Origin of the sequence: Bdellovibrio bacteriovorus (assembly GCF_048286975.1) — a bacterium.
In the GTDB taxonomy this organism is placed as follows: domain Bacteria; phylum Bdellovibrionota; class Bdellovibrionia; order Bdellovibrionales; family Bdellovibrionaceae; genus Bdellovibrio; species Bdellovibrio bacteriovorus_H.
On record NZ_JBLVRT010000001.1, the window covers coordinates 709,023 to 721,400 of the forward strand.

At 48.9% G+C, this 12,378-nt stretch carries 11 protein-coding genes; 2 read left to right on the forward strand and 9 right to left on the reverse strand.

The window, feature by feature from the left end; genetic code table 11:
- Positions 1 to 89 precede the first annotated feature (89 nt).
- The 3 genes from dusB to lysC all read right to left on the reverse strand — a co-directional run bounded on the left by dusB (position 90) and on the right by lysC (position 3,366).
- Positions 90 to 1,103, reverse strand: a complete 1,014-nt coding sequence (gene dusB, locus ACNQKP_RS03470; RefSeq protein ID WP_011162748.1) for a tRNA dihydrouridine synthase DusB — start codon at positions 1,101 to 1,103, stop codon at positions 90 to 92.
- Between the two features lie 232 nt (positions 1,104 to 1,335).
- Complete coding sequence (locus ACNQKP_RS03475) at positions 1,336 to 1,935, reverse strand: nitroreductase family protein (RefSeq protein ID WP_038450497.1); 600 nt, start codon at positions 1,933 to 1,935, stop codon at positions 1,336 to 1,338.
- Positions 1,936 to 1,983: 48 nt separating this feature from the next.
- Complete coding sequence (gene lysC / locus ACNQKP_RS03480) at positions 1,984 to 3,366, reverse strand: lysine-sensitive aspartokinase 3 (RefSeq protein ID WP_417862865.1); 1,383 nt, start codon at positions 3,364 to 3,366, stop codon at positions 1,984 to 1,986.
- Positions 3,367 to 3,450: 84 nt separating this feature from the next.
- Between lysC and ACNQKP_RS03485 the strand changes: the two genes are divergently transcribed.
- The gene (locus ACNQKP_RS03485) at positions 3,451 to 3,945 is read left to right on the forward strand and encodes a hypothetical protein (protein ID WP_417862866.1); all 495 of its coding nucleotides are present in this window, start codon (positions 3,451 to 3,453) and stop codon (positions 3,943 to 3,945) included.
- Here the strand turns inward: ACNQKP_RS03485 and ACNQKP_RS03490 are convergent.
- The 6 genes from ACNQKP_RS03490 to ACNQKP_RS03515 are packed head-to-tail and all read right to left on the reverse strand — an operon-like array spanning position 3,942 to position 11,424.
- Positions 3,942 to 5,018 (reverse strand): hypothetical protein, encoded by a 1,077-nt coding sequence (locus ACNQKP_RS03490; RefSeq protein WP_417862868.1) that lies wholly within the window; start codon positions 5,016 to 5,018, stop codon positions 3,942 to 3,944. The two genes, ACNQKP_RS03485 and ACNQKP_RS03490, sit on opposite strands and share 4 nt — an antisense overlap.
- Before the next feature lie 54 nt (positions 5,019 to 5,072).
- Entirely contained in the window at positions 5,073 to 6,155 is a 1,083-nt protein-coding gene (gene mltG / locus ACNQKP_RS03495) for an endolytic transglycosylase MltG (RefSeq protein ID WP_417862870.1), read from the reverse strand.
- Positions 6,155 to 7,672 (reverse strand): succinylglutamate-semialdehyde dehydrogenase, encoded by a 1,518-nt coding sequence (locus ACNQKP_RS03500; RefSeq protein WP_417862872.1) that lies wholly within the window; start codon positions 7,670 to 7,672, stop codon positions 6,155 to 6,157. The genes mltG and ACNQKP_RS03500 overlap by 1 nt, the downstream gene beginning before the upstream one ends.
- A gap of 3 nt (positions 7,673 to 7,675) precedes the next feature.
- Complete coding sequence (locus tag ACNQKP_RS03505; protein ID WP_417862873.1) at positions 7,676 to 8,704, reverse strand: arginine N-succinyltransferase; 1,029 nt, start codon at positions 8,702 to 8,704, stop codon at positions 7,676 to 7,678.
- Positions 8,701 to 10,047, reverse strand: a complete 1,347-nt coding sequence (locus tag ACNQKP_RS03510) for a M20/M25/M40 family metallo-hydrolase (protein WP_417862875.1) — start codon at positions 10,045 to 10,047, stop codon at positions 8,701 to 8,703. The genes ACNQKP_RS03505 and ACNQKP_RS03510 overlap by 4 nt, the downstream gene beginning before the upstream one ends.
- Entirely contained in the window at positions 10,048 to 11,424 is a 1,377-nt protein-coding gene (locus ACNQKP_RS03515) for an aminotransferase class III-fold pyridoxal phosphate-dependent enzyme (RefSeq protein ID WP_417862876.1), read from the reverse strand. It lies immediately after the preceding gene.
- Between the two features lie 135 nt (positions 11,425 to 11,559).
- Between ACNQKP_RS03515 and ACNQKP_RS03520 the strand changes: the two genes are divergently transcribed.
- Complete coding sequence (locus ACNQKP_RS03520; protein WP_417862878.1) at positions 11,560 to 12,345, forward strand: tetratricopeptide repeat protein; 786 nt, start codon at positions 11,560 to 11,562, stop codon at positions 12,343 to 12,345.
- Positions 12,346 to 12,378 lie beyond the last annotated feature (33 nt).

Below are 12,378 nucleotides of genomic sequence, written 5' to 3' on the forward strand. Positions count from 1 at the left end.
AAACACTTAAAACTTAAACTAAAATCAAAACAAATGCTCGTCAGGCTCTTGTCAAAACGCCATCAGAGGCCCCCGCAGTTCACGGTTTGTTAACCGTGACCGCCCATTAAGAAATCTTCCTGACTGGTGTCTTCTTGTTCTACATTTCCAATACTTGCGAAAAACTCATTCGCTAAGGCCATGATCTCGTCATTGCTTTTGGACTGGAATAGATTCTTACGGAATTGAGCCGCTCCAGAATACCCTGTTGAGAACCAAGCTGCAAACTTTCTGAGCTGGATCCCGGTGATGTGCTCATCACAATGCGCCACGATCTCTTTTTGCAGACCCTGGAACAGACTCACATAATCCCTCTTCACGTCCTTAATCGGCTCGCCTCGCCACAAGGACAGGGCGTCCATGAAGATAAACGGGTTTTTAAGGCATCCACGGCCGATCATCACCCCGTCACAACCGGACTGCTGCAGTCTTAAGTTGGCCTGACGAGGAGTGAGGATGTCTCCGTTTCCAAGAATGGGAATCTTGGTATTGGCTTTTACATCCGCGATAAAGTCCCAGTCCGCAAGTCCGGTATAGGACTGAGCGCGGGTACGACCATGGATCGCAACCCAGGAAACCCCTTCGTTGTAGGCAATATTACAAATCTCAGTGGCGTTGCGGGAGTTCGCATCCCAGCCCGTGCGGATCTTGATTGTCAGAGGAATTTTAATCGCCGCTTTGACGGTGGAAACCATCTTTTGCACGGCCGCCGGGTCTTTCAGAATGGCGGAACCCGCCCCCTTCTTCACGACCTTCGGAACAGGACAACCAAAGTTCAGATCCACAAAGTCACAGCCATCGGCCTCCGCCACCTGAGCGGCACGCGCCACGATTTCGGGCTCTTCACCAAAAAGCTGGATGCCGATGGGACGCTGAGATTCATCAAAGCTCATCAGCTTCAACGTGCGATCGGACTTGTATTCAATACCGCTGGCACTGACAAGTTCGGTGACGACAACACTGGCATCTAGTTTTTTGATAAAGGTGCGAAAAGCGTGATCCGTGATCCCGGCCATAGGGGCAAGGACAAAGGGATTTGTCTTTAAGGCTTCAACTGGATTCATAGGGGAAGCGATATATCAAAATCCCCATTCTATGGATAGAGAAAACCACCGAATAAACAAAAGAAATCGAGAGCTTATAGGTTTTTCAGACCCGATGACCACGGGCTTTACGGGGAAAGCGCCTTCTGAAAGACCGTCTATTCGATTGAGGTGGCTTTAAGCCAAAGAAAAAGGGCCCAAATGGACCCCTTTGTTCATGCAAAACCTAATAATTTTATGCACTTAACTTACTTTATTCAAACCAAGTTACGCGACCCTCGGTTTGGCGGGGGGCTTTCGGGGGATTATGATCCGGATATCCCATCACCATCGCACACAAAAGTTCCAGTTCACCTCGCTGATATTCCGGAAGTTTATCCACACCCAGGAACTGATCGACCTCTTCTTTGATCTCTAGTGGAGCGCCCATCGTGCAACTGCCAAGGCCTTCCACCAGACACGCCAGATTCATGTTTTCCACCGCCATGTACACCGATCCGATGCTGGTGTGATAGCGCTCTTCAGAGTCATTGTGGGAATACGCAAACACAATCACCGGCGCATCGCCGAGTGTGTAGAAGAATCTTTCTGTGAAATCGTAAAGTGAAGGCTTCAGTCGTTGCGACAAAATGTCTTTGATGCCCAGCCAGGATTTTTGTGAGTACTTCAAATACTCGTCACGCTTTTTTCCCGTCACAACAAAGAAGCGCCAGTTCTGACGATTCTTTCCCGACGGCGCCTGCATTCCCGCCGCCAGCACTCTTTCAATCACGTCCTTCGGAACCGGCTCGGCCTTGTACTTACGAATGGACTTTCGTGATTCCAACAACTTGTAAAATTCATTCTTTTCCATTCACAAATCTCCTCACGCGATGCTTCGGAAAAAGTAAGCAGGTACCTTTTAGGCCATTTCTTCGATGCCGGCTTCGATGAAGCAGGCGTGCAGGCGTTTGATGGCCTCGGGGCCCTGTTCATCGGCCACCAAGAAACAGAAGTTGTGTTTGCTGGCACCCAGACAGATCATGCGCACATTGATGTCTGGAATGGTTTCGAAGATTCTTTTTCCCAAGCCCGGCGTGTGATTGATGTTATTTCCGATCAAAGAAATCAGCGCCAGGTTTTCTTCGACCTGCACATCCGCGATCTGGGACAGATCCTTGATTAGATTTTTATTCAGCAAAGTCGAGTCATCCAAAGTCACGCTGACTGAAATTTCAGAGGTGGTGATCGCATCAATACTGACTTTGTGGTCATTGAAGATTTTGAAAATCTGGAACAAGAAACCATGCGCGTACAGCATTTCCGGAGTGGAAAGGGTTACGAGCACCTGCTTTTTTCGAAGCGCCATCGCACGAATCAGAGGGTGATCTTCCACATCCATGCGCACCCAGGTGCCACGGGCCTCAGCATCAAAGCTCGACCCCACAAAGACCGGAATGTTCTTACGAATGGCTGGAAGCAATGTCGCCGGATGCAGAACTTTCGCGCCGAAAGTGGCAAGCTCGGAAGCTTCTTTGAAGGAAATTTCGCTGATAGGTTGTGCCTTCGGGCACAGTCGTGGGTCTGTCGTCGCAATCCCCGCCACATCTGTCCAGATTTCCAGAACATCGGCAGACACACCCTCGGCCAGAATCGCTGCAGAGTAATCACTGCCACCGCGGCCCAGCGTTGTGGTGATGCCTTCTTCGGTCATGCCGATGTAACCTTGCGTGCACATGACTTTTTTCCCGTCGCGCAGGAAAGACAGATTCTTCTGACAAAGGCTGGCAACTTCGTTTGTAAGTGGTTTCGCTTTGCCGAACTGATCATCCGTGCGCAAAACTGTGCGCACGTCCAAAAGTTCAGCGGATTTTACGGAGCCGTGCTTTTTTAGAACCTGAGACATCGCTTCGGTAAAAAGAACGGAAGACATTCTTTCACCCAGACTCATCAGGGTGTCCATGGCTTTCACGGAGCAGTCTTTCAGAAGGTGCACACCTTTTGCCAAAGAGCTCATTTCTTCAAATAAAGTTTCAAGTTTAAGCTTGGCATCGGCTGGCAGTTTCAGATCCTGGGCGATCTTGTTGTGTTTGTCCTGAATCTTGGAAAGGATTTTTTCTGACTCCGGCCAAGTTTGGGATTCAGCCGTTTTGCCAAGAGCAATAAGATCGTTGGTGGTACCCGAGGTCGCAGAAACAACCACCAGGCCAGAACCCTGACGGAAGCTGACTTCTGCACTACGAAGCATACAGTCTGCATCTCCCATGGAGGTGCCGCCAAATTTAGAAACTACCAGTTTTGCCACATGCACTCCTTGGCCCTTGGGCCAGGGAATATCCTAATGCGGTTATGCTTTTTCATTCAACGACTTTTATGGCAGACTTTCCCTATGAACGCGACCACCTCTGAAACGACATTCAAGAAAAAAGAAATCATCCTTATGGGAGCCCTTGCCTTGGTTGCCATGGCTTTGACGGTGATCGCCGTGATCCCTTCCCTGCGCGGGAAAGTCAAAGATGCTTTCTTAAGTTCAGAGCGCAAGATCGTCGCCAAAGTGGACGGCACTTTGGGCCCGGACGGCCCCAAAGTGGTGGTTCTTAAAATCCAAAGCCGCAACAGCCTGAGCTTAGAGGTTTACGATGCAGCCGCTGAAGGTTTGACCCTGATGGCAAGACTGCCGCTGTATGAAACCCGCGACGGATTTGTGCTGGTTCAGGGAAATGCCACGAATCTGGCACTGACTGATGTGGACAAAGACGGGACTTTTGAGATTGTGGCACCAACTTATGATGAGCAGATGGTGCCAAGATTAAATATCTTCCGCTACAACCCGCATACGAAATCCTTCGACCGGGCCACGGCTCCTGAGGGCTTTGAACCCTAGTTTGGCTTACCCAAATCACCGCCACGAACTACCTTCACTAGTTCTGCGATTTGCTTTGCCTCCTTCATAAAGGCTCCAAATTTCTGATTCTTTTTGTCTGCTGATTCCGGAAGCGTGAAGATTACAGCTGAAGCCGTTGACATAATATTGTCTTTGACAGAGCTTTCTGAAATCAAGGTACTATAAGTCGGCAGGATGCTGGAAATTGCGGCTCTGTGCGCATACTCCTCCTCTAATCCACGTTCCCTTGAATACTGAATGATACAAAAAACTAATCCATATACGAGAGGACCAAGCGCTATAATTCGAAGCATTAGCACAAACAGTCCTTCGGCATAATCCGTTTCTAAGCTAACTACGGTTGTTGATCCTCGATCTGCCTTCGTTGAATTTAAGCCACTGGATCCTGAAGAAGCAGAAGTGTGGGCATTTTCAATGGTAGACATTTCCTGCACAACATTTGCGATATGCATGCCCATCCCGCAACTTACTAAAATTAGAAAAATTGCAGCATACATCCAGAACAACCTGGTCTTTCGAATTTCTTCACTTCTCTTCGAGAAGGAAACTGCTATTGCCCCAGAAGTAGCAACCTTAGTAAGCTCAGTAAGATTTCGCTTAATGTCCTCTACTTCCTCAATGCTCTTCTGTAGTTCAGAAGACTGTTCCTGAATTCGATTGCTTTTCTTTTCGATACTATTCTGATCTAAATCTAAATAGTTGGAGAACCCATTGGTAATTAGTAGCGAACGAATGGTTTCGGAGGTGGAAATCGCATTATTGAACGAGTTCTGATCTCCAGAGGATTTAAAATGGGCCAGATAGCTATTTAGGTTATTAAGATTTCCAGTAAGTCCTTGAACTAAATTATATGGAAAGTCCTGCTCGAAGGAGCTATCTCTTAAATCTTCAAAACGTTTGCGTAAGTATTTAATATTGCTTATGAGGTCAGAAATACTTAATTCATTCCACACGAATTTGGAAGGTATATATTTTTCAAACTCTGCCGGGTAATGGGATAAGAACGCGGTGATGCTCTCTCTCAATTGTTTTCCATATGTGGTTTCTGGCATACGATCTACCTCTTAAAAACCACATATTAAATTTTTCTTTGTTTATTTTAAAGTCTAGTTTTTTTCCGAAGTGCCCGGGCGTTTTTGCAGGTCTCTCCAGGATTTTCCTTCACGCGCTTTGCGATCCAACTGGAATTTTTGAACAGCACGCTGGTGGCCTTTGTAATCTTCAGAGAACACGTGGGTCCCGTCATTCTGACTGACAAAGAACAAGTACTGACTTTCCTGAGGTTTCACCGCTGCCAAGATCGCTTCCCGACCTGGGTTTGCGATCGGGCCAGGAGGCAATCCGTAAATCACATACGTGTTGTAACGAGTGGGCGTTTGCAGATCCGCGCGCGTGATGTTGATCACGATCTTACCCAGTGCTTCGGCTTTTCCATAAATCACCGTTGGATCGGTTTGCAGACGCATTTTTTTCGCAAGGCGATTGTGGAAGACCGAAGAAATCAGCGGCCTTTCCTCAGGAGCACCGGTTTCTTTTTCGATGATACTTGCCAACGTCACCACTTGATTGCGGGTCATGGAGCGGATTTCAGCCTGCGCCATCACCTCGTTATAAACGTACAAAAAACGCTTCACCATGTTTGAGATCAGCGTTTTAGTGTCGGTGTACTTGGTCAGCATGTAGGTTTCCGGGAACAGATAACCTTCCAGACTGTCGGCTTTTTCGCCCAACAGACTCTGAATCAAGGCCGGATCGCGCACCAAAGCCATAAAACTTTCAGCCGTGCCAAAACCTTGTTTTTCATAAAGCTCAGCAATTTCGTAAGTGCTTAAGCCCTCACTGACAGTGAAGCTTCGGGCGATGCTTTTTCCGGAAGTGATGGCCTCGAGAACTTCAGCCGGGATCATGTTGGTGCGAAGAAGATATTCACCGACTTTGATTTTGGAACGATCCCCTTTAAAGCGGGCAAAAAGATTAAAGAACGCTGCGTTTTTCACCAGACCCTTTTCTTCAAGCTCTTTGGCAATCGTGGTGAAGCCTTTTCCCGGAGTGACTTCGTAAACCACATCCTGAGCCACATCGCTGGGGCGGGAGTTGGTAAACTGATATGCCAAATAGGCCACGCCGCCACCGACAGAGGCCAATAGGATCACCACCGCAAGAATCAGAACCAAAATCGTTTTCTTCATTACTTCATATCCAAGTTCATGCCCGGCAGAATTTTTGTCGGGTCAAAAGGAGTCGCATCTTCAAGGCTCGCCACCGGAACTGTGCAATACTGGATTGCAAAGTGCGCAGAAGGACGATCATTGCCGGATTTACCCATGCCACCAAACGGCAGACGGGAGCTGGATCCGTTCGTCGTGCGATTCCAGTTCAAAAGACCCACGCGCGCCTTCAACAAAGCCTGCTCGTAAAGCTCCTTGTTCTTAGAGAACAGCGCCATCACCAGGCCATAACCGGAAGAATTCACGATATTCATAGTCTCGTCAAAGTTATCAGACTGATATATTGCCACGTTCGGGCCGAAGATCTCGCTTTTCTGATAAACACTGTTTGGATCAAACTTGTTCACCAGATGAATTGACGGCGTCACATAGTAACCTTTGTGTTTCAGATCCAAAGCTTTACCGCGCATCAGGCTTTCACAGTTTTCGCGGTTGGCGATTTCCTGGAAGCGGATGTACTTTTCCACCGCTGCTTCATTGATCAACGGACCCATGAAGTTGTTTTCTGTCCAGTGACCGATCGTCAGTTTTTTCGCGGCCTGATAGAATCTTTCGGTGAACTCGTCAGCGATTCTTGGGTGCAGAATAATTCTGCTGGTGCAAGAACAGCGCTGACCGGCAGTCATGTAACTGCCAACAAGACTTTCATAGATCGCCTTATCCATATCAGCATCATCCCACACGACAGTCGCATTCTTACCGCCCATTTCCAGCGCCAGAATTTTCCAGTAGTGTGTCAGGGTCTCTTGCTTGATTTTCAAACCAACTTCATAGGAACCCGTGAACAAGATCCCATCCACATGCTCACTTGCCACCAGACGGCCACCGGCAGCACCATCACCTTGTACCAAGTTGAACACACCCGGAGGGAACTGGGCTTTTTCATAGATTTCCGCCATGAACTGACCCACTGCCGGGGTCTGCTCAGAAGGTTTGAATACAACTGTATTTCCAGCAATCAGCGCCGGAATGATGTGCCCGTTTGGCAAGTGCGCCGGGAAGTTGAACGGACCCACCACCGCCATCACCCCGCGGGAGCGATAACGAATCACACCTTCCACTTGCGGAAGGGCGTTGGGAATTCTTTCCTCTGCCACCAGATTCAAAGACTGATTCAAAGTGATGTCGATCTTCGCGCCCAAAGCTTTGGCTTCCGTCAATGCTTCCCAGGTTGGTTTTCCCGTATCACGGGAAATCACCTGCGCCATTTGTTCAGCGTGGGAATCAAACAGCTCTTTCAGGCGCATCAGATAACCACGACGCTCATCCACGGACAGCATCGCCCAGCCCATATAGGCTTTCTTCGCCGCCACACAGGCTTCATCGATGTGATCGTGCTTAAATGGCACCGTCATGACCAGATCTGACAAGTCGGCCGGGCTGATGTCCTTGAACTCGCCGTCCCCTTTGCTGACCGGAACAAAACGTCCGTTGATAAAGTCACCTTTGTATTTGGTTGGGAAGATGGTGGTGCTCATTTCTTATTTTCCTCTATTGTAATTAAATGGAGACATATAAATTTCTTCGCCGACTTCAATATTCAGAAGCTGACGCACTTTCGGCGCCAGCGCCACATCATTGCCGCGCACATCTGCAGAAGCCAATGACGCTTTGAAGTCCTCACCCGTGGTTGCAACAAGGCCCTGCTCTTTGTAAGCGGCATCCTTGAATTCTGTCACACGCAGACGGCGTCCTTGAGTGATGGGAAGAATCTGGGACACGTTTGCGCCATAGTGAGGACCCCCATCAAAAGGATCGACCTCATCCAGATAGCTAAAACCGATGCTTTCCAAAAGATGCTGGGCAGGCTTCGTGGCTTCACCCACACGTCCCAGCACCAGACGCGCTTTGGCATCCAGCAGGCACAGATAAATATCATCTTGCGGGAACAGACTTTCGATAAACTCTTTGTGGGACTGGGATAAAAGATCCGCTTCCTGATAGGGAAGACCGGTGAATCGGCGGCCCAAAGCCTCCCAGAATTCACTGCGGCCTTCATCTGTCAGTGGCGGCGTCAGTTCACATAGCACGCGGTCTTCAAAGCGTTCCGGATAAAGACCCATGTACAGGAAACGGGAAAGACTGATCTGCTTTCCCAGTTTTTCCGGACGACGGCGATAGGATTTATCAACAAGAAGTCCTCCGATTTCTGTTGGACCGTCAAAATCCAGCTGAAAGCGCAAAACTTGATGAATAAAGCCCACTCCCAAGTCCTGAGAAAAATGGTCGCGTTTGAAAATTTTGAAATAACTGTGGGGAACTTCGTCGTTACCATGTTTGGCCAGAACCAGAGAACTTCCCACGACGTATTTTTCTTCGACATCTTCCAGAACGAAAAGATATTCGGACTGGGTTTTGGAAAGTTTTCCCGCAAACGACTGTTCGCTGCGATCGATCTTTTCACCGATCACTTTTTTATCACCCGGCAGATTCAATAAATTGAACTGCTTTGCCAGGTCCACCAGCTGATTCAAATCATCGTGCTGTACCGGACGTATTATGAAACTCATAAACAAAACCTTTCGATGATCCTTTTATAAAACTCAATAGCTTTTTGCAGATCCTCAATAGAGACATGCTCCTGAGGGGTGTGCACGTTTCCTTCCCTTTTGCCGGGACCAAAACACACACACTCAATGCCCACGCGGGTGAAGATGCTGGCTTCGTTGGTGGAAGCCTGGGTGATTGGCTTGTCATCAAGTCCCATCGCCCGCAATTCATCCAGACACCCTTTAGCCAGAATCGAAGTCACTTCCGTGCGGAAGGGTTTTTTGTAGTCATTCACGCGGAAGGTGGCGCCGTTGGCTTCACACACCTGGCGCAGACGATCCATCCAGCCCTCATAGATTTCGTGCGTGATCACCGGAGGAATACGGCACGAACCGGAAATCTGAATATCGCCTTCATTGGTGCGGATCAGTCCAATGTTCAATGTCGGCGTGGTCGGATAAAAATCATCATCCTTATGATCCAGGAATTCCAGCTCCAGAGCTTTCACTGCGCGATAGATATTGGCAATCTTGCGCGAAATGGGCTCTGGGATCTGGTTCACCATATCGATTTCCAAAAACGCATGGCTAGGAACAGTGTTGAAATTGATCCCGCCATCCATCTCCATGACGTTCACTGAATCAGGAAGCATCATGAGATATTCAAACATCTTGGCTATCGCACTTTCCCCCAAATGCGGGGTTGAAGAGTGCGCCGCTTTACCACGGAAAATCTTGGACTGCGTCGAGGTGCTTTCACGCAGATTGTGCTCTTCCCGATAGCGCATTTCTTCATCCGAGAACGGCACATGAATTTCAACGCTGGCAAAACCTTTTGCCGCATTGATCACTCGCAGATCACTGGGCTCCCCGATCATCGCCATCTTTGCTGAAATCTTGTTTTTGCGAATCAGCTTCAGGGCCCCTTGCATGCCGGACTCCTCACCGAAGGTCCCCACCAGCACCGGCGGCAAACGCCAGGCGCGATTGGTTCCAAACGAAGCCAGAGCTTCCAGCTTGCACAGGAAATCCAGCTTCACATCCGCAGCCCCAAGGCCATGGATTCTTCCATCGATAATGTGCGCATCAAACGGATTGCTACCCGTATCCGTCCAAAGTGAAAACGGTCCCGGATCTACCGTGTCCAGATGCGTTTGCAGCAGGAACTCGGCTTCCGGGCGCTCCGCCACCGGACGGGCAATCACATTTGCCTGTTCAAGGTCTCCGACAACTTCCTCTTGTTCTTCAACGTGCAATCCACGCTGACGACAAAAGGCCGCCACCCACTTGGACAATTCTTTATTGCCGTGAGTGGGAGAGCTGTCGATAGCGATCAGTTGTCGGCAGGCCTCGATGAAGTCCAACTAGACTCCTTCAAGCAAAGTTTTTTCGATCGCTTTCAAAGCGATGTCGATGTCAGCGTCTTCAATGATCGCCGGCACCAGGAAACGCGCGCGAACCGGGTCTTTCCCGCAAGGGAAAGCAATCACGCCGTTTTGGAACAATTTATTCAGGAAGGCATTCACACTTTCTTTTTTGCCGTCGTGCGGAGTGAACGCAATCATCAGACCCATACCACCCGCATCCTGAGCGATGCCTTTGCAGGATGATTCATTCAAACGGTTGATGCCGTCAATGAATCGTCTGTGAATTTGATTGATACGACCCTGAGGACCCAGGAAACCTTCGCCCAGCATGTCCAGCATTTCCATACCCGCAGTCAAAGACGGGGTGGAGCCAGAGAACGTGCCCGCGATCAGGCCTGGTTTTGGATTGTATTCTTCAGTGTAAAGAGTTGCACCCACCTGCGCCGTTTTTGCAATCGTGCAGATATCGATGTACTGACCGATATCCAACGTTTCATAGGCAAAATATTCACCGGTGCGTGTGAAAGTCTGAACTTCGTCCGCCCAGATCGCGATGTTTTTGGATTTACAGAAATCCAGCAGCGGAATGAAGAATTCACGCGGAGCCGCCTGATAACCACCTTCACCCAGCATCGGTTCAAAACCAAAGACAGAAATGTTGCCTTCATGTTTTGCCACGTGCTCTTTCATCACGTTCAAAGCTTTTTCGCCGGATTTTGGATCGCGCTTGTCAAAGAAGGGAACGCGCAGAACTTCGTGATATTCCGGCAGACCTTGTTTGTAGGCCGGGTTGTCCGTCACTTCCGCCATCATTGTGGAACGACCCGCGAAGGCGTCCTTGAAGCCCATCACAAAACGAGCCGGAGAATTTTTCTGACGGGAAAGTTTCAGCGCATTTTCATTGGCCATGGTACCGCAAGTAGCGATCCACGCGTATTTCATGCGGCTTTTTTTGCTGGCAAGTTTCACCATTTTTTCAGTGAACAAACGATACTCGTTGTTCGGCTGCAAATTCCCTTGAGTCAGAATGTCTGACAAAGAACCACGAACAGCCGCAGCGATCACGCGTGGGTGAGAATGGCCCATCAGGTGAATACCGATACCGTTGATCAAATCCAGTTTCACGCTGCCGTCTTCAAGCTCAACGTAAGGACCGCGACCCGCACCCGTGCCCATATAGGGATAGTGCAAAGGACGACCACGGAATTGACCGGCAAGATCAATCTTTTGTTTTCCAGAATCTTTAAATTCATCCATCGGAGCGCGAATGCCAGTGATCTGTGCGTTTAGTTTTCCAACTTCGCCAACAAGATCCTGAACCATGGATTTGATTTTATCGGATTGCTGTATCTGATGACCTACAAGAGAACTCATAATACCTTTCGCGGGGCCTAATCTAAGCAGGACCCATTGTTTTTTGAAATGCCCGTCTAGTTTACTCCTGGGTCAGGACTAAGACAAGCCACGCCCTAGACATCAAGAGACTTTTATCTGTAAACTTTGAGAGCTATGTCGAACTTGAAATTGCTCTCTGTGTTCTTTCTTTTTCTGATTTTGCCCTCTCTAGGTGCGGCGCAAACAGAGACCTCTGCAGATCTTTTTAAGCAGGGAACTCAGTTTTATGTCGCGAAAGACTATGCAAAAGCGAAGGAAAGCTTCTCTAAAGCCCTGCAAAATGATCCGCACAACGCGACGGTTCTGACCAATCTTGCTTTGAGTGAGTTTCAGCTTGGAAACAAGCCCCTGGCAGTTGGCCTTCTGCGCAAAGCTTTGGATTCAGAACCAGAGCTTTCCACGGCGGTTGCTGGACTAAAGTTTGTGTTGTCACAGATGCAGGTAAAGGAAGTTCCGCACCAGATTGAAACCTACGAAAGCTTGCGAAAAAATCTGCTGCAGCCCGTGCCTCTGACTGCGTATCTCATTCTTTCCACTCTGCTTTTCTTTGTCGCTGGTTGGTTGCTTTTAGGTTATGCGGGAGCTAGACGCCGCGCCCTGAATGAAGAAACCGCATTGCCAAGATTCCCGACCGTGGCCGTCATTTTGACCTTGGGCTTTGTTATATTTACAGGGCTTCTGGGGTTGAAAATCTATGATCTGTCTGTGACTCGAGGAACCATCATCGAAGAGAAAGTCGCGTTGCAAACCGCCCCAGGCGAAAACCAGGTCTCCATCCTCGATTTATTCGGCGGAATGGAGGTTGTCGCCCACACCACCCAAGGTGATTGGGTGCAGGTGACTTACCCCGGCTCTCTCACCGGCTGGATTAAAAAATCCTCCCTGCTTTTGACGCGTTGACAGCTGGACCTTGGTCAAAATATGATTTACCTC